Here is an 18113-nt window from a genome sequence, read left to right on the forward strand (position 1 = left end):
TAAACAAAAAAGCGTACCTTAATGAGCTAAGATACGCTTTTTTATTCGCAGTACTAAAATTGGATTAATATATGCGAACTAGCGTGATAATTTTTGATAACGTTTCGGGGAAAATACCGAAGTACAATACCGCTAACGTCACCAACAACACCATGATGCCGCCTGCTTGAATACCCCAATGATTGACCGCATCGTGCGGCTGTACTTCTTGGGGACGTCTAAACAAGGTGACCATAAGATTTAGATAGTAATACAAGCTAATTGCACTACCCACGATAATCATGGCAGTGAGCCACCAACTTTGCGCAGAAACGGTAGCAAAAATCGCAAAGAATTTGCTGATAAACCCGGCGGTCAATGGAATACCTGCCAATGATAATAGCATCACGGTCAATACAGCGGTCAGTACAGGACGTTGCCAAAAAATACCTTGGAAGTTTTCAACTAACTCTGCTTCACCTTGACGTTTATACGGGCTTGACATGATAGTCACGACACCGAACGCACCAATGGTGGTAAACGCATACACTGCCATGTAAAGGCTGACAAAACCTGCCGATTCAACTTTTACGGCGCTGACGATGGCTAACACATAGCCGATATGCGCAATGGATGAATAAGCTAACAGACGTTTTATATTGTGCTGACGAAGCGCCAGTACGTTACCGATAATCATCGATAAGCTGGCAATCACCACAATCAAGGTATTGATTGCTGGCAAGGCTAAGGTTGCCGTAGACAGTAAAAAACGTAACCCTAATGCCATCATAGCTACCTTGGAAACACTGCCTAAGAAAGTCGCCACAGGCGCAGGCGCACCTTGGTAAACGTCTGGCGTCCAAGTATGGAATGGTACTGCTGAGAGTTTAAAGGCAATACCAAATAACATTAATGCAGTCCCCACCACCAAAATCGGCATAATCATACCATTTTGAAACATGGGTACGATTGCCATACCAATTTGACGGAAGGATAAAGTACCTGTGTTTGAGTAGATTAATGCCATACCCATCAACATGGTAGCAGAGGCTGTCGCCGATAAAATGAGGTATTTAAAACCCGCTTCTAACGATTTACCACGCGCATAAGTATAAGCCAACATACCATATAGCGGTACCGACAATAACTCTAAGCTGACAAAGAAAGAAGCTAAGTTATCAGCGCATACCATAAACAGCGCGCCCAATGTTGAGATAAGCAGTAGCAAATACAACTCTTCTTTATTATCGCGATAGCCTCCAATGTAACCATACGCCAAGGTAAAGCACGCAAGCGAGCTGATTAAAATAATCACCATATTGAACTGGGCAAAGCTATCCACTACAAATAAGGGAGCAATCAAGCCTTGCGATGGCGTAAATAATTCATACAGACCATGCAACATGCTATCAGGATTGCCACCCAATAATTGTATAAGGACAACAAACAAGGCGGCATTAAGGCCAATCACACTGATGGTACCTGCCACAAAATTTGAACGCTTCATGGCGATGGCAATCATCACCACCACCGTGGTGATTGAAATTAAAATCATTGGAAACAATGGCATGAGCACATTGCTAGCAAATGGAATAATAGGATTCATCTATTTTACCTCCATATGAGCAAATGGCTCTTGAGCAGTAGGTGCAACTTGCTGGACATGATATGCCTGACTAATCCAGTGCATACTATGGTCAGAGGTATCTAAGAATGATTGGGGATATAGACCTAACCATAATAAACCAAACCCAAGCACCAACAAGATTGCCGCTTCACGCGCATTGATATCACGCATCGGTGACATTTTCTCAATCGTCGCTGTTGGCGTACCAAATAATGCTTTATAAATCATAATTAATGCGTATAAACCGGCAACGACTAAGCTAAAGGTAGCAAACACCACTGCCACAGGATGCGAGGCAAAAGAACCTAACAGAATTAAGAACTCCCCAATAAAGTTACCGGTACCTGGAATACCTAATAATGCCGCGGCAAAGAACATAAGTAACGGTGGGTAATAACGCATTTGACCCCACATACCACCCATTTGGCTCAAATCACGGGTATGTAGACGCTCATAAAGCTGACCACTCATGATAAATAATGCCGCTGAGCTAAGACCATGTGCCAACATTTGAATCATCAAGCCTTGGAAACTAATTAACGTACCGGCATACAACGCAAGTACCACAAAACCCATATGTGAAATACTGGTATAAGCCAGTAACCGCTTGATATCTTGCTGCATAAACGCAAGCCAAGCCCCGTAGAAAATACCAATACCCCCCAAAGTAATCGCAATCGGTGCAAACTGAGCACTGGCTTCTGGGAATAGTGGTAGGACAAACCGCAATAAACCATACGCCGCAGTTTTAATCAAAATACCAGCCAAATCCACCGAGCCTGCAGTCGGTGCTTGTGCGTGCGCATCGGGTAACCAGCCATGCAGTGGGAAAATTGGTAATTTAACCGCAAAGCCAATAAAGAACATCAGCATGATTGGGTATTGCCATTTGCCAAGATCTGTACCTAGCAAGTCCATATAGTTAAAAGTTATTTGACCTGTGGTTGATGCATGAATCATCACCAAAATCAAAATACCAATCAACATAATCAGACCCGATGCTTGGGTATAAATAAAGAATTTGGTTGCGGCATATTCTTTGGTTTTACCGCCAATCGCATTGTGTCCCCAGATTGCAATCAAGAAATAAATAGGAACTAACATCATCTCCCAAAAGAAGAAGAACAAGAACATATCGATTGCTAGGAAAACACCAATAACACCGCCCAAGCTCCAAAGTAGATTAAGATGGAAGAAGCCCACACGGCGAGTAATCTCACCCCATGAACACGCCACCGCCATCATACCTAAGAAGGCTGTTAGGCTCACCATCAACAGCGATAACCCATCAATGGCTAGATGGAAACTGACCCCCAATGAGGGCATCCAAGGTAATTGAAACTCTGCCAACCAAGTCGGTTTAGCAGTCACCTCAGCAATGGTTTGTGCTGAACCAATAAAGTTACCGTTTTGCCAAATAGCTACCGTAATCAAAAACGTTAATAGCATGCCAAGGAACGCAATCCAACGAGGTAAACGTTCATCAACTTTTTCAACCAACCAGCACAGAAAACCTGCAATGATTGGAATAAATATCAAGGCGGGTAATAAGAGATTATTTTGCATAACTGTTACTTCCCTATCATCATCATTACCAACACCAACAATACTGCCATGCCAAGACCGAAGCTTGCAGCATACCCACGAATCGAGCCAGATTGGAACCATGTCGCCACTCGGTTACCTGCCAACGATAGGGCTGGTAAAATATTCCAAGTGCGGTCAATCGGGTCAATTTTAATCAACTTACCAATCAATAAGAATGGTTTAACAAATACAATGTCATACAAAGCATCAAAACCTAAACCATGATAGCACCAGTAATTAAGCGCACGGCCCAAACCTGTTTGGTTAAACTTACTCACGATGCGACCTTTATCTAGGGCAAACAAGAAAGCACCCACAATCAACCCCGCCAACATCGCAGCCATCACAATCATTTCTGCCGTGTGCTTACCATGTTCTACCTCAGGATGAATCACGCTAAAACTTTGTGGCAATACGCCTGCTAATGGTGGATGAATCATCGCCCCCACCGCAGTTGATAACACTAGCAATACCGCGAGCGGCAGCCAGTATGTCCAACCTTTAAGATCGTGAATAGGCGTTTTTTCTTCACCAAAGAACACAATCCAAATCATACGAAACGTATAAATCGAGGTTAAAAACGCACCCACCACTGCCATCCAAAATAAATTCATATGACCTGATGCGAAGGCTTCCCAAATGATTTCATCTTTTGAGTAATAACCCACCGTAATCCAAGGAATCGCAGCAAGTGCCCCACCCCCGATCGCAAACACCGCAAATAGGAATTTATTTTTATAAAACAACCCACCCATTTTAAAGATGTTTTGCTCATGATGGTAAGCCAAGATAACAGCGCCCGACCCTAGAAATAATAAAGCTTTAAAGAACGCATGGGTCATCAAGTGGAAAATTGCAACTTGCCAAGCGCCTACCCCTAATGCCAAGAACATATAGCCGATTTGACTCATGGTTGAATAAGCTAAGATACGTTTGATATCGGTTTGTGCAAGCGCACAGAAACCAGCAACCAACAATGTTGTTGCCCCAACGATACCCACCCAACTTGCCAACACATCAGGGGTCAATAAGAACACAGGATGTAAACGGGCAATTAAATACACACCTGCGGTAACCATCGTTGCCGCATGAATCAAGGCTGAAACAGGCGTAGGACCTGCCATCGCATCAGCAAGCCAAGAATGTAGCGGAATTTGTGCAGATTTACCCATCGCACCAAGCACTAGCATCACAGCCGCAACTTTGATAGTAGGATAGCTATGACCAAAAATCGTCACCGTTGACCCTGCCGACGTTAGCATTTGCGATACATTGGCATTGATATCTGAGATATTTAACGTACCCAATTCACGGAACAACAAAAATAAGCCAAACGCTAAGAACACATCACCCACACGGGTTACGGTAAAGGCTTTCATCGCAGCACGGCCATTGGCGCGCTCGTGATAATAAAAACCAATCAATAAGTAAGAACAGATACCAACGCCTTCCCAACCTAAGTACAACAGCACTAAATTGTCAGCAAGCACAAGTAACAACATACTTGCGACGAACAGGTTCATATAGCTAAAAAATCTTGCGTAGCCTGTTTCACCGCGCATATACCATGACGCGAAAATATGAATTAAAAAACCGACACCGGTAATCACGCCCATCATGGTCACGCCCAAACCATCCAGCATGAGACCAAATTTCGGGGCAAAACTACCGACTTGCATCCACGTCCACAACGGCTGATTAATGACAGCGCCTTGTGGATGGTTCATTAAAAAATCACTGCCTGCCATCAAGGCACACAAAGCAGCCAAACCCATACTGCCGACACCGACCACTGCGGCTGCGTTTTCGCTTAAGCGGTCACGCATGGTCGCTAGAATCAGAAAGCCAATCAGCGGCAGCATAAAGGTTAAAGGTAACATACTCATTTTGATTTCACCCTTTCATCTCATTTGCCGTATCGACATCTAAATGACCACGCTTATGATAAAACTGTAAAAGAATAGCCAACCCAATTGCAACTTCAGCGGCTGCCAAAGTTAGCACCAAAATAAACATAATTTGTCCGTCAGGACTGACCCAGCGACTACCTGCCACTACAAATGCTAAGGCAGCAGCATTCATCATAATCTCAAGACTCATCAACATAAACAAAAAATTACGTCGTACCATCACACCACAAAAACCAATGGCAAACAAAATCGCTGACAAGATTAGACCGTGCTCTAATGGCACATGCTCTAATGGAAAGTGTCCCATTATGCCTTCTCCTCCTGAACTTCGCGTAACACAGCCGGTTGGCTGGGCTCTTTATCAATAAAATTCGTTAAGGCAGGTTGTACGGTATTACCAAGCTCACTGTTATGACTTTCGTTTTCATCATCCAAGGCAGATTTTGCCAAATGATAAGCCGCCACCAAACCCGCTAGTAATAAAAATCCTGCAATTTCGACCAACAATAAATATTCAGTAAATAATTTGGCACCGATCATTTTTGCCGTAACTGGCTCCACCCCAATAAACGCTGGCATGACTCCTTCAAACCCATGTTTCATGCCAATCAGACTAAACAGAGTCAAACCCACAATAAATGCAAGTCCTGCCGGCACTGCCCAAGCTGAGGATGATAACCAGCTTTCTTCTTCTAAGGTACTTTGGGTGCCTAAGTTTAGCATCATCACCACAAAGACGAACAATACCATAATCGCCCCGGCATAAACGATGATTTCAAGCGCACCGGCAAATGGCGCACCTAAGGCAAAGAAAATACCTGATAACGCCAACAGCGTGACAATCATGTTTAATAACGCATGCACAGGATTGGTACGAGTAATCACGCGCAAACTAGCCAAAATAGCGACAATCGCTAATAAATAAAACCCTATTGTTGCTCCGGTTATCATGGCAATAAACTCCGTAAATCAATCGGTGCAGACTCATTTTGGTGTGCCCCTTTAGGTTTATCTTTGGTCGCCATCCCAGTCACACGGTAATAATTGTAGTCAGGGAATTTACCCGGACCTGAAATTAACAAATGCTCTTTTTCATACACCAAGTTTTGACGGTTGTACTCACCCAGCTCAAAATCTGGCGTCATCTGAATAGCCGTTGTCGGGCACGCTTCTTCACACATACCACAAAAGATACAACGTGAGAAGTTAATACGGAAAAACTCTGGATACCAGCGTCCGTCTTCACGTTCCGCTTTTTGCAGTGAAATACAACCCACCGGGCAAGCGACAGCACATAAATTACAGGCCACACAGCGCTCATCCCCATCCGGGTCACGTGTCAGTACAATACGCCCCCGAAAACGCGGCGGTACAGGGACAGGTTGTTCTGGGTATAAAATCGTATCACGTTTACGGGTCGCATGACTTGCGACCATGATTAGGGTGCGCAGAATTGAGCCAAAACCCGTAATCGTGTTTTTTACCATAGTCAAATACATACGTTAATCTCCACCTTACCCTACACCATGGGTGCGCCATAATACATAGGCCGCCGTCGCGAGTAAATTAATCAAGGTAATGGGTAGACAAATTTTCCAGCCAAAGTTCATTACTTGGTCATAACGTGGACGCATCAGCGCCCCACGCGCCAATACAAACATGGTCATGAAAAATAGCGTTTTTAACATGAACCAAATAATCGGCGGGATAAAACTCAGTCCATCAAATAATGGCAACCAACCACCAAAGAATAAAATAGTAATCAGCGACGATACCAACACGATGTTCACATACTCGCCGACAAAGAACATACCAAATTTCATACCTGAGTATTCAACGTGGTAACCTTCTGCCAATTCTTGCTCTGCTTCTGGCTGGTCAAATGGGAAACGGTGGGTGACTGCCACACCTGCGACCATAAAGGTTAAAAACCCTAAAATTTGACCAAACACATTCCAGTGCCAAAAACCACCGGCTTGTGAGTATACGATATCGCGTAAGTTAAATGACCCTGCCAACGCCACCACACCCATTAGCGATAATCCGAGAAAGACTTCATAACTAATGGTTTGGGCAGCAGAGCGTAGACCACCGAGCAAGGCATATTTATTGGCTGATGCCCAGCCACCAAACATCACCGCATAAACCGCCAACCCTGCCATCGCAAAAAAGAATAAAATACCGATGCTCCAGTCTGCGCCACCGAGTGATGGCGTAACCGGCACAATGATATAAGCGGCTAAAGCGGTAAACAATGAAATCGCAGGCGCCAAGATAAAAATAAATTTATCGGCAAATTTGGGGGTCCAGTCTTCTTTAAAGAAGATTTTAAGCATATCTGCGGCAACTTGTAGCGAACCTTGCCAACCCACACGGTTTGGACCATAACGGTCTTGCCACAGTGCCAACATGCGACGTTCATAAGGAATCATCAACGCGGCAAAAATCACCACCGCCAAGAAAATAACAATTGATTGCACTGCCAAAAATACAATTGACCAAACTTCAGGGGACATTACCCCAGCCAGCCATGCAGGTAAATCGGGCATCTGTCTAACAGAATAATCCATTATACCCCCTCCCCTGGAGTTACTTGAGCTGTCAAGCCACCATTATTAGCTGCTGGTGGTACCGCTTGGGTGACAGTGTTGGTAGTTGCTGATTTTACGATACTGATGTCCGTATGGGGTTGTGCTAGCAGGGCTTCTAATTCACCCGCCTGACCCACAGGATAGCCCACACAGCTTTCGGCTAAATAATCGACAAGCTGCACAGGTAATGTGGTCGCTACACCCTTCACTGTGACGGTTAACATATCACCTGATTGCAATTGCCATTTATCGGCATCATCCGTTGATACACTAAAGGCAGCTGGCAGCAATTGTGAGGCGACCACTTCACTACGGGCAGTGAGTTCATCACTCGCAAAAATATTATACACAGGTACTAGCTGGGTGGAACCTTGTTGGCTAGCTGCCGCAGGCGCAATATACTCACGTTTTGGCAATGCGGTTAACGCATCAAAAATACGCACCCCTGGATCGCCATGTTTTAGATGACCACCCACTTTATCTTGGTATTTATTCCAAGCTTGCGGTGAGTTCCAACCTGCTGACCAAGCAAATGGGATCATTGATGAATCCGTTTGGGTGCCCACATAACCTTCTTGTGAGAAGGTTAGGCCCGTATCGATATCTTTCGGCTGCTCTGGCTCATGCACAGAAATCGGTGCACGCATCGCTGTACGACCGGAATAACGGCGTGGCTCACGCGCGACTTTTAGACCAGTAATACGGTAATCGGCTGATGGCGCTGCTTGTCTGATTGCGGCTAATTGTGGATTGGTGTCTGCGACCGCAGTAATCACATCATCAAGCTGCGTCCAGTCAATCGCACGGCCATTGAGCTCAGACTCTACTGCATGTAACCAACGCCAGCTTTCTTTTACCATGCTTTGTGGGCGATAGTAAACAGGATCATAAACTTGGAAGAAACGCTGTGCACGACCTTCTGCTGAGATTAGTGTACCGTCCGCTTCTGCAAAAGTTGCTACAGGCACCATCACGTCTGCATGGTTATGCCATTGGTAAGCTTCATGATCGAGTACAATCAATGATTTATTGATTAGCAATTGGTTCATTTGCTCAGCGGTTAGGCGGCGGCTGATGTCATTTTCCATGACAATCACCACATCGGCATCATCACCTAATTCATCAATCGCTTTACCACCGAGTAAGTTGACGCCTATGCTATTGGCAGCAGGTACTGACAAGTACAAGCCCGCTTTTTCTTGATAGCCTTTGGTCGGGTTCATACGGCTTGGGCGTTTAACCTGCTTAGCTTGTTCAGCAAATGCCGCTTCATCCATCTCTTGTTTGAGCTTGGCTTGTTCTGCATCGATTTTGGCAATCTCTGCATCCACTTGGACGTTGTGGGCGTCAACCACGCCTTTTTCATAGATGACCACTTCACCGCGTTTTTGCTCAGCGATATTGGCAATTTGTGCCGCCGCTTCTATGATGGCGGTGTGGTACAGTGACGAGCCTGAGATGATAAGGGGCTTGGTTGCTTTAAGCAGCGTCTGCGCGATATGTTTAGCAAATGCTTGCATATCAGCATTATCGTCTTCATCGATGACCAAATCTTTTGGTAATTGTGAAGTAGCCAAATTTTTCATTTGTTCAGCAATGCTAAAGCCTAGTTCAGCGATATCGCTTGGCGTAGCGACGCAGCTTACTTCAGCGATATCATCAAGGCGTGTATCTTTGACATCCACAATAAAGATTGGGCTGTAGTCTTTTTGACCGATACGAGCCACAGGCTCTGCCAAGAAATCTGGCGTTTTTAGCGCATCTGCCATTTGTTTGGCGCGATTTTTTGCCGCTTGGCGTACTGCCAGTGCAATACGTGGACTGGTTTGGGTAATATCTTCACCCAAAATCAATACCGCATCATAATCCTCAATCTCACGCATGCTTGGATTATGGATATTTTCTGTGGTCAACACATCGATACATTTTTGTACCACAGTTTTTTCTTGTTTGCTAATACCAATGCTAAAATTTTCGGCACCGACTAAGCGTTTGAGCGCATAGTTTGATTCAAGGCTGGCAACAGGTGAACCAATACCGATGGCTTTTTTGCCTTGTAACCGGTTTTTGATGGTATCGATAGTATGGTCAATGCTCAGATTGGTTTGTTTACCGCTTAGTGTTTCAACCGCTTGAATTGGGCGGTCTTGGCGGTTAACATAGCCATAGCCGAAACGACCACGGTCACATAAGAAGTAAGCGTTGACTTCCCCATTAAAACGGTTTTCGATACGGCGCAATTCACCATAGCGCTCACCCGCTGAGATATTACAACCTGCCGAACAGCCATGACAAATGCTTGGGGCATATTGCATGTCCCATTTACGATTGTAGCGCTCTGAGTGAGTTTTGTCGGTAAATACCCCAGTTGGACAAACTTCGGTAAGGTTACCTGAGAATTCACTTTCAAACTGACCGTCTTTATCACGACCAAAGTACACACGGCTTGCTGATGCGTAAACGCCCAAATCTTCACCACCTGCATAGTCTTTGTAATAACGCACACAGCGATAACAGGCGATACAGCGGTTCATCTCATGATTGATAAATGGACCCAAGTCTTGGTTTTGGTGGGTACGTTTAGTAAAGCGGTATTTACGATGATTGTGACCTGACATGTAGGTCATATCTTGCAAGTGACAATGACCGCCCTCTTCACAGGTTGGACAGTCATGGGGGTGGTTAGTCATTAAGAACTCAACCAAGCTTTTACGGAAGTTTTTCACTTCTGCATCCGTCACTGAGATCCACATGTCTGGGGTCGGATTGACCATACACGACATGACCAAACGACCACGACCCGCTTCATAATCTTCTTTGTTATTATATTGCTTGACGGCACATTGGCGGCAAGAACCCACCGAGCCCAATGCAGGGTGATAACAAAAATAAGGGATATCGATGCCAAGCGATAAACAAGCTTGTAGCAAGTTATCGGCACCATCAACTTCGACGTCTTGACCGTCTATATGAATAATTGCCATGCTAATTCCTTACACTGATTGCCCATTGGTGGTCTTACCCGGTTGATACACTTCAACTTTTCCGCTGTTTGCAGATGAAGGCACGCCCGTTGGGGACAATTGTTCTTCAGGCGCCACATTGTTACCAATTTTGGCTTCAAATTCTGGTAAAAAGTATTTTAACGCACTTTGTAATGGCTCAACTGCCCCAGGTGCGTGGGCGCAGAAGGTTTTACCTAACCACAAATCTTTGGTCAATTGGCGCAATACGTCAATATCGACAGGTTGACCATTGCCTGTATCGATGGCATGCAAGGTTTTGACCCCCCACGGCAACCCATCACGGCAAGGCGTACACCAACCGCAGGATTCACGGGCAAAGAATTTTTGCAAATTGAGCGACAATGACACCATATCTTGCGATTCATCTACCACCATAATCAAGCAGGTACCTAAACGGCTACCCGCTTTCATGATGGGTTCAAAGTCCATTGGCAGGTCTAAATGCTCGTCACTGGCGGTTAAGAAGTCAGTTGATGCACCGCCTGGTAACCAAGCCTTTAGTTTACGACCGTCTTTCATGCCTTTGGCATAATCAAAAATAATTTCGCGAGCGGTAGTACCAAATGGCAGTTCCCATAGCCCTGGATCATTGACTAGACCTGAACAACCCATGATTTTGGTGCCGGGGTTTTCTGATTTGCCTTGTGCCAAGCCTTTATACCATTCTACGCCATGCAGCATGATACCCGGCATGTTGTTTAAAGACTCTACGTTATTGACCACAGTGGGACGACCCCATGCCCCTGATACTTGCGGGAAGGGTGGCTTAGTACGTGGATTGGCACGGCGACCTTCAAGCGAGTTAATGAGCGCCGTCTCTTCACCACAGATATAACGACCTGCACCGGTATGCACATGTAAATCAAAGCTATAGCCTGAACCTAGGATATTATCACCTAAATACCCTTTGGCACGGCATTCATCCAATGCATTATTTAGACGTTTGGCGGCTTCAATATACTCACCACGGATAAAAATATACCCTGCGGTTGCGCCAATGGCATAACCTGAGATAATCATCCCTTCAATCAGCTGAAATGGTAGGCGCTCCATCAATAGACGGTCTTTAAATGTGCCTGGCTCCATCTCATCTGCGTTACAAATCAAGTAACGGGGTCCGCCATCCGGTGGCGTCATAAAGGTCCATTTAAGACCTGCATTAAAGCCTGCACCGCCACGTCCACGCACGTTGGCATCTTTAATCATGTTGCCCACTTCTTTGGCAGATTTAGCCAAGGCATTTTTTAAACCTTCAAACCCTTTTAGGCTTTCATAAGTTGCCAAATCTAGCACTGAGTCATAATGCGCCAAACGCCAAGTCAGGGGCTTGGTCTCACTGGTGGCTGTCGCTTTGTCACCATAAATAGGAATGCTTTGCTCGCCCAATTGACTGGGTGATTTGCCAATTTTTCGATTATTAATTTGACGGGTTATATTCATGCGTATTGCTCCAGCAATTCAGCAATCTCTTCAATTTGGACAGGACCGTAGGTATCTTCATCAATCAAAACCGCTGGACCTTTATCACAGTTACCCAAACAACAAATGGGTAATAAGGTAAAACGATTGTCTGGGGTAGTTTGACCAAAACTAATGCCTAAGGTGCGCTCAAAAGCCTGACCTAAATTCTCTGCCCCTACCAGATAACACCCAATTGAGTCACAGACCAAAATCACATGACGACCAACTGGTGAACGGTAGATACGGTTATAAAATGTTGCAACCCCTTCCACATCGGTGACTGGGATTTTTAAAATATTAGCAATCGCGTTGACTTGTGCATCATCCACCCAGCCGTTACGGCGTTGGACAATTTTTAGCGCATCAAGTGATGCCGCGCGGCTTTGTGGGTAGTGATGCATAAATTCATGAATGTCGTGAATTTCTGCTTCGGTTAGAATGCTTGCGACATCCACCTTTGGGGTTTTATCAGTTACAATCTTCATCGGTGGTTTTCTCCTAACGGTCAACGTCTGCCATAACAACGTCAATCGACGCTAGATAAATAATTAAGTCAGAAACCAAGCTACCATTAATGACTGACGGCATTTGCTGTAAATGCGCAAAGGTCGGTGTACGAATACGGGTACGGTAACTCATGGTTGAGCGATCAGACGTAATATAATAGTTGGTAATACCTTTCACTGCTTCCACCATAAAGGAGGACTCGCCTTCTGGCATGACCGGACCCCACGATACTGAGATAAAGTGGTTAATCAAAGTCTCAATGTCATTTAAGGTGCGGTCTTTGGGCGGTGGTACAGCCAGTGGGTGATCGGCTTTGTATGCCCCCATTGGCATGTTGTTAAGACATTGCTCAATGATACGCAGTGACTGACGAATCTCTTCAATTTTGACCAAACAGCGGTCATATGCATCGCCATTAAACTCAATGGGTACTTCAAAATCAAAATTTTCATAGCCAAGATAAGGACGCGCTTTACGCACATCGTAAGGGATACCGGTGGCACGTAGACCATGACCTGATACGCCCCAAGCCAGTGCAGATTTAGCATCATATTGGGCAACGTTTTGGGTACGCAATTGTAACACCTTGTTTTTCATAGTAGCTTTGACGTATTCATCGATACGTTTTGGCATCCAATCTAAGAATTCACGAACCAGTTTGTGCCAGCCGTTTGGCAAGTCCATCGCGGTACCGCCGATACGAAACCACGCTGGGTGCATACGATAACCGGTTACCGCTTCAATCACATCATACGCTTTTTGACGGTCGGCGAACATATAAAATACTGGCGTCATACCGCCCGCATCTTGAATAAAGGTACCCCAGTACAGCAAATTATTGGTGATACGGAAGAACTCACTCATCATGATACGAATGGTATTCGCGCGGTCTGGTACCGTAATGCCTGCCAATTTTTCCACTGACATGAGGTACGGTAATTCATTCATCACCCCCCCAAGATAATCGATACGGTCAGTGTAAGGAATGAATGAATGCCAAGTTTGACGTTCGGCGATTTTTTCAGCGCCGCGATGGTGATAACCAATGTCTGGGATACAGTCGATGACTTCCTCGCCGTCTAGCTGAAGCACAACGCGAAATGCACCGTGCGCAGAAGGATGGTTAGGACCCAAGTTTAGGAACATAAAGTCTTCGTCACGGCCACTACGTTTCATGCCCCACTCTTCGGGGACAAATCGTAGGTTCTCCTGCTCAAACATCTGCTTGCCTTTATCGAGATAATAAGGCGGTACTTCAGTTGCACGAGAGGCGTATTCTTTACGCAGTGGATGACCTTCCCAGTATTTTGGCAATAAAATACGGGTTAAATGGGGGTGACCATCAAAGGTAATACCAAACATATCCCACGCTTCGCGCTCATACCAGTTGGCATTGGGCCAAATACGGGTTGCCGTAGGGATGTGTAAATCAGCTTCTTTGAGCGCCACTTTGATGCGAATGTCTGTGTTGCGCTCTAACGACATTAGATGATAGAACACGGTGAAATCACTGTCAGGTAAGGCATTGCCATCCCTGTCTTTACGATGCTGGCGTAAGCGCTCATCAATCGCTGAGATATCCAGTAACATCACGTAAGGCTGTGGCAAGGTGCGAAGGTACAGGAGTACTTCGATGACCTGTTCACGGCTGACCCAAATAGTGGGAAAAGCGTCAAAGGTTTTTTGTACAACAAACTGCCCCTCAAACTTGCGATTTAATTCTGCAATCACTGCTGGGACATCAGTTTGTGCTTGATTATCAGTTACCGTTACCATGAGTGGCACTTTCCTCATTCACAATTATTAAGAAGGTAGTGGAATACCTTTTTTGTTTTGAACGCAATTCGATAAGCTTTTACTTAGCGAAAATTCATCCTAAATCTATCCAGAGATTGACTCTAGCATTAATCAATCTCTAGCATTACTCAATGTTATCTGGGCTGCGTAGATTTTTGACCGCGATGCGATCGGCTTGTTTACGGTCACGTTCTGGCTGCATGACAGGTTGGTAGATACCTTGGTCATTGACATGAATACCGAGTGGACGACGTTCTTTAGTAATCGATTCTTGCAGCAGCATGATGGCTTGAATTAAGGCTTCTGGACGTGGGGGGCAACCAGGGATATACACATCGACGGGAATGATTTTATCAACGCCTTGCACCACTGAATACACATCGTACATACCGCCTGAATTGGCACAGGCACCCATAGAGATGACCCATTTAGGCTCCAGCATTTGCTCGTAGAGACGCTGAATAACAGGCGCCATCTTCATAAAGCAAGTACCTGCCACAATCATCACGTCAGCTTGGCGCGGTGACGCACGAATAACCTCAGCGCCAAAGCGCGACAAGTCATGCACGCCTGTCAATGTCGTTGCGTACTCCACATAGCAGCACGAGGTGCCAAAGTTAAATGGCCACAATGAATGCTTACGGCCCCAGTTGGCAAGGCTATGGGTCAAATCTTCTAATCGCGTCATGACGACGTTTTTATTGACTTCCTCTTCGTCAATAATTTGACGGGTTTGGTCTGGAAATCTGTCGGCATCTGGATTGGCTTTGGTTAATGTATATTTCATAATGCTCGATCACCTTGATTTTTAAAGCAGGATTTCGCTCTATATCACTACAAATGCAAACGACCTTGCAACACAGATTACAAAGTCGGATTATTATTTTACAGCGTTATTGTTTGGGTTTTGGTTCATTGCGCCAGACAACTGGGCCGGGATTTTACCAGTAGGGTCAATTTCTAACTCTTCAACACCATTAAAGCGGGTAATATCCGCCAGATTAAAGCCCGCAGGCGCAGCAGCCAAACGTTTTGGTTTTGGCTTTTTGTCTGCAGGTGACCAGTTAAGTGCCCCTAGTTTGAGCAGATAATATAAACCGATTAACAGCTCTACCACAAACAGCACAACGGTCCAAAATCCCAGCCAACCTGCTTCTCTGACCGATACCGCATAGGTATATAGATATAATGCTTCTAAGTCAAAGATAATAAAGAAGATAGCGACGATATAGAATTTTGCAGATAAACGGATTCTGGCAGAACCAGCACTGACCACACCCGACTCGAAATTTTCTTGCTTTTGAAAGCCTTTAGAAGTACCACCTAACAATCTTGGTACAACAAGCATGAAAATACAAAGTCCTATGGCTGCCAAAATAAATACAATTGCAGACCAATCAATGACTGGAATCATGAGGATACTCCTGGGCAATACGACTAACCGTTACGTAGGTTAAGCAATTCAAGTTGGGACGATATTTTTGATACTTCCACCAAGCCCGTCTGGCTCAAGCGTAATATCACAAAGACGATGGCAGATAACGTCTTAAGAACTATTTTCCTTAAGATTACCTCGTACCAGCTAACAAGCTGCCCCGCTGCACATCCATTGACCATTATTGTAATCGGTGAGTGATTGGCTAGTTACTAAACAGGCTAGTCAAATATATTGCTAAAACCACGATGAAAACCTAATATAAAGTGGCATTACATCACTTTATAAAAATGCGTATTTTAACAAAAGTAACTATATATTGCTGTTAACTGGCTAAAACACGGATAGTTTACTCATTTTATGTAAAAAATGCTAGTAGCAGGCTTCAATCTTCCGTTAATTAACCGTTAATTAAATAGCAACACTTTAGCAAAAAAACCCTGCCGTAAGCAGGGTTTATCAGCCAAAAATCATTTAAATAAGGTATTTAATGAAATAGTTAAATACCTTATTGGTTAATCACATCAACGCCTTTAGGTGGTGTGAAGCTAAATTGATTACTGGCAATTGAGGCATTGCGTTTCACATTGGAGAATCGAATAGTGGTGGTTTGTCCCAAATTATCATTTAATACCATCATCACAGGATTACCGCTATTAAAAGCGATGCCTAAGCTTTTAAAGTTGGCATTGCCACTTTTTGGATACAGCACGTAATAATTTTTTGAGGCAATCGGCTGGGTCACATTAAAACTATTGGCGATTTTGCTTGGGTCACCTGACAAAATCAGTGCTGGGGTATCCCCGACTTGATTGCTCACGCTTTGCTTGGTCGCTTGATTTAAGTCTTTATCATACACCCAAAGCGTATTGCCATTGGCAACAATTAACTGCGACGCTGTACCATCAATCTGCCAACGAAACTGGTTTGGGCGTTGCACAGCCATAGTACCTGAGAAATTTCTTGATACCTTACTCAATCCCTTACCACCTGCGCCAGAGGTAGTTTGACTAAAATTAGCCGTCATGCTTTTGACATTTTTGAGTAGATTGTTTAAGTTTGTTGCCGCGCTTGCTGAGTTGGCGACAGCAGCATTGGCTGATTGCATGGCGACTGTCATCGGCATACTGGTAAGCAATAATGCTGATAATATACCGGTAGCTAATTTACTGATAATTTTATTGGTAGATGTTGTCATGGTAGGTTCCTCATTCAATAAAAATTGTTAAAAGTTTAGAAAAAGTATTCAAAAATAATATTAGCCCAACAGGCTAATCAATAAATTAAAAATTAACCAGTTAAGCTAAATTCACTGACCAATATTGTCGCTAAATTTTTCTTACCCAACTAGACGCCCCATGCAATGATTGTTGTTTAAGTTGTAACAAATGTAACAATAGCTGAGTGATAAGAAAGAAAGTTTTGACTAGATAATAACTAACCAGTGCCAAGCCATTCAAGACTATCCAAAACCCGTTAAGACGCTGGGATACAGGCAATAAAAAACCCAATAAGTGCAACTTATTGGGTTGATTTGTTTAACAACAAGCTGAATGATTATTCAGCTGCGCCTTCAACAAATACGTAGCGACGGTTGAATTTACCTTTAACAGCAAATTTTACCACGCCGTCAGTCAAAGCAAATAATGTATGGTCACGACCCATACCTACACCTTCACCTGCGTGAAATTCTGTACCACGTTGACGTACAATGATGTTACCAGCAACAACTTGTTGACCGCCAAAGATTTTTACGCCAAGCATTTTTGGGTTTGAATCACGACCGTTACGGGTAGAACCTGCGGCTTTTTTATGTGCCATGTCGATGTCTCCTAGAGATTAATGTGTTTGAAATAGTCAATTAAGCAGTGATTGCTTTGATTTTTAACAAAGTATACCATTGACGGTGACCTTGTTCTTTATGGTAATGTTTACGACGTTTGTGTTTTACAATACGTACTTTTTCGCCACGACCATGTTCTACTACTTCAGCTTCGACCACTGCACCGGCAACCACAGGTTGACCAATTTTGATATCGCTGCCATCAACGACCATTAAAACGTCTTCAATTTTGATGGTATCGCCTTTTTCAGCTTTTAGCAATTCAACTTTTAAAAATTCATCTTGAACGACGCGATGTTGTTTACCACCACTTTTGATTACTGCATACATCTTGGTTGCTCCAATAAACC

The 18113-nt window shown here is 44.3% G+C and carries 16 protein-coding genes; all 16 read right to left on the reverse strand.

Annotation, left to right across the window (positions count from 1 at the left end):
• Positions 1 to 64 precede the first annotated feature (64 nt).
• Positions 65 to 1585 (reverse strand): NADH-quinone oxidoreductase subunit N, encoded by a 1521-nt coding sequence (locus ACAM37_RS07080; protein ID WP_369625855.1) that lies wholly within the window; start codon positions 1583 to 1585, stop codon positions 65 to 67.
• The gene (nuoM, locus tag ACAM37_RS07085; RefSeq protein ID WP_007115478.1) at positions 1586 to 3172 is read right to left on the reverse strand and encodes an NADH-quinone oxidoreductase subunit M; all 1587 of its coding nucleotides are present in this window, start codon (positions 3170 to 3172) and stop codon (positions 1586 to 1588) included. It abuts the gene before it with no gap.
• A gap of 5 nt (positions 3173 to 3177) precedes the next feature.
• Positions 3178 to 5079: an NADH-quinone oxidoreductase subunit L gene (gene nuoL, locus ACAM37_RS07090; protein ID WP_007115477.1), complete on the reverse strand. Its 1902-nt coding sequence runs from the start codon at positions 5077 to 5079 to the stop codon at positions 3178 to 3180.
• Positions 5080 to 5086: 7 nt separating this feature from the next.
• Entirely contained in the window at positions 5087 to 5410 is a 324-nt protein-coding gene (gene nuoK / locus ACAM37_RS07095; RefSeq protein ID WP_007115476.1) for an NADH-quinone oxidoreductase subunit NuoK, read from the reverse strand.
• Positions 5410 to 6054 (reverse strand): NADH-quinone oxidoreductase subunit J, encoded by a 645-nt coding sequence (nuoJ, locus tag ACAM37_RS07100; protein ID WP_369625856.1) that lies wholly within the window; start codon positions 6052 to 6054, stop codon positions 5410 to 5412. Before nuoJ ends, nuoK begins: the two co-directional genes overlap by 1 nt.
• On the reverse strand, positions 6051 to 6602 hold the full coding sequence (gene nuoI / locus ACAM37_RS07105; protein WP_007115474.1) for an NADH-quinone oxidoreductase subunit NuoI: 552 nt from the start codon (positions 6600 to 6602) through the stop codon (positions 6051 to 6053). Before nuoI ends, nuoJ begins: the two co-directional genes overlap by 4 nt.
• A gap of 15 nt (positions 6603 to 6617) precedes the next feature.
• Positions 6618 to 7673, reverse strand: a complete 1056-nt coding sequence (gene nuoH, locus ACAM37_RS07110; protein WP_353609303.1) for an NADH-quinone oxidoreductase subunit NuoH — start codon at positions 7671 to 7673, stop codon at positions 6618 to 6620.
• On the reverse strand, positions 7673 to 10678 hold the full coding sequence (gene nuoG, locus ACAM37_RS07115; RefSeq protein WP_369625857.1) for an NADH-quinone oxidoreductase subunit NuoG: 3006 nt from the start codon (positions 10676 to 10678) through the stop codon (positions 7673 to 7675). The genes nuoH and nuoG overlap by 1 nt, the downstream gene beginning before the upstream one ends.
• Positions 10679 to 10687: 9 nt before the next feature.
• Complete coding sequence (nuoF, locus tag ACAM37_RS07120; protein ID WP_369625858.1) at positions 10688 to 12160, reverse strand: NADH-quinone oxidoreductase subunit NuoF; 1473 nt, start codon at positions 12158 to 12160, stop codon at positions 10688 to 10690.
• Positions 12157 to 12666: an NADH-quinone oxidoreductase subunit NuoE gene (gene nuoE / locus ACAM37_RS07125; RefSeq protein WP_007115470.1), complete on the reverse strand. Its 510-nt coding sequence runs from the start codon at positions 12664 to 12666 to the stop codon at positions 12157 to 12159. Before nuoE ends, nuoF begins: the two co-directional genes overlap by 4 nt.
• Positions 12667 to 12679: 13 nt before the next feature.
• Positions 12680 to 14464, reverse strand: a complete 1785-nt coding sequence (gene nuoC / locus ACAM37_RS07130) for an NADH-quinone oxidoreductase subunit C/D (protein ID WP_062334274.1) — start codon at positions 14462 to 14464, stop codon at positions 12680 to 12682.
• Between the two features lie 145 nt (positions 14465 to 14609).
• The gene (locus ACAM37_RS07135) at positions 14610 to 15272 is read right to left on the reverse strand and encodes a NuoB/complex I 20 kDa subunit family protein (RefSeq protein ID WP_135889007.1); all 663 of its coding nucleotides are present in this window, start codon (positions 15270 to 15272) and stop codon (positions 14610 to 14612) included.
• 93 nt (positions 15273 to 15365) lie between these two features.
• Entirely contained in the window at positions 15366 to 15899 is a 534-nt protein-coding gene (gene ndhC, locus ACAM37_RS07140) for an NADH-quinone oxidoreductase subunit A (protein WP_472826313.1), read from the reverse strand.
• 529 nt (positions 15900 to 16428) lie between these two features.
• A complete protein-coding gene (lolA, locus tag ACAM37_RS07145; protein ID WP_369625859.1) occupies positions 16429 to 17118 on the reverse strand; it encodes an outer membrane lipoprotein periplasmic chaperone LolA in 690 nt (229 codons plus the stop codon).
• A 359-nt stretch (positions 17119 to 17477) separates the two neighbouring features.
• Positions 17478 to 17741 (reverse strand): 50S ribosomal protein L27, encoded by a 264-nt coding sequence (gene rpmA / locus ACAM37_RS07150; RefSeq protein WP_036591251.1) that lies wholly within the window; start codon positions 17739 to 17741, stop codon positions 17478 to 17480.
• Between the two features lie 40 nt (positions 17742 to 17781).
• A complete protein-coding gene (gene rplU, locus ACAM37_RS07155; protein WP_062334263.1) occupies positions 17782 to 18093 on the reverse strand; it encodes a 50S ribosomal protein L21 in 312 nt (103 codons plus the stop codon).
• Positions 18094 to 18113: the final 20 nt, after the last annotated feature.

Origin of the sequence: Moraxella sp. K23 (assembly GCF_041154765.1) — a bacterium.
Lineage (GTDB): Bacteria > Pseudomonadota > Gammaproteobacteria > Pseudomonadales > Moraxellaceae > Faucicola > Faucicola tetraodonis.

Excerpts from the sequence above, each read along its gene's own strand:
- nuoH (WP_353609303.1), bottom strand. The coding sequence starts at position 7,673 with ATGGATTATTCTGTTAGACAGATGCCCGATTTACCTGCATGGCTGGCT.
- ACAM37_RS07135 (WP_135889007.1), bottom strand. The coding sequence starts at position 15,272 with ATGAAATATACATTAACCAAAGCCAATCCAGATGCCGACAGATTTCCA.
- rpmA (WP_036591251.1), bottom strand. The coding sequence starts at position 17,741 with ATGGCACATAAAAAAGCCGCAGGTTCTACCCGTAACGGTCGTGATTCA.
- nuoG (WP_369625857.1), bottom strand. The coding sequence starts at position 10,678 with ATGGCAATTATTCATATAGACGGTCAAGACGTCGAAGTTGATGGTGCC.
- nuoE (WP_007115470.1), bottom strand. The coding sequence starts at position 12,666 with ATGAAGATTGTAACTGATAAAACCCCAAAGGTGGATGTCGCAAGCATT.
- nuoC (WP_062334274.1), bottom strand. The coding sequence starts at position 14,464 with ATGGTAACGGTAACTGATAATCAAGCACAAACTGATGTCCCAGCAGTG.
- nuoM (WP_007115478.1), bottom strand. The coding sequence starts at position 3,172 with ATGCAAAATAATCTCTTATTACCCGCCTTGATATTTATTCCAATCATT.
- nuoL (WP_007115477.1), bottom strand. The coding sequence starts at position 5,079 with ATGAGTATGTTACCTTTAACCTTTATGCTGCCGCTGATTGGCTTTCTG.
- rplU (WP_062334263.1), bottom strand. The coding sequence starts at position 18,093 with ATGTATGCAGTAATCAAAAGTGGTGGTAAACAACATCGCGTCGTTCAA.
- ndhC (WP_472826313.1), bottom strand. The coding sequence starts at position 15,899 with ATGATTCCAGTCATTGATTGGTCTGCAATTGTATTTATTTTGGCAGCC.
- lolA (WP_369625859.1), bottom strand. The coding sequence starts at position 17,118 with ATGACAACATCTACCAATAAAATTATCAGTAAATTAGCTACCGGTATA.
- ACAM37_RS07080 (WP_369625855.1), bottom strand. The coding sequence starts at position 1,585 with ATGAATCCTATTATTCCATTTGCTAGCAATGTGCTCATGCCATTGTTT.
- nuoK (WP_007115476.1), bottom strand. The coding sequence starts at position 5,410 with ATGGGACACTTTCCATTAGAGCATGTGCCATTAGAGCACGGTCTAATC.
- nuoF (WP_369625858.1), bottom strand. The coding sequence starts at position 12,160 with ATGAATATAACCCGTCAAATTAATAATCGAAAAATTGGCAAATCACCC.
- nuoI (WP_007115474.1), bottom strand. The coding sequence starts at position 6,602 with ATGTATTTGACTATGGTAAAAAACACGATTACGGGTTTTGGCTCAATT.
- nuoJ (WP_369625856.1), bottom strand. The coding sequence starts at position 6,054 with ATGATAACCGGAGCAACAATAGGGTTTTATTTATTAGCGATTGTCGCT.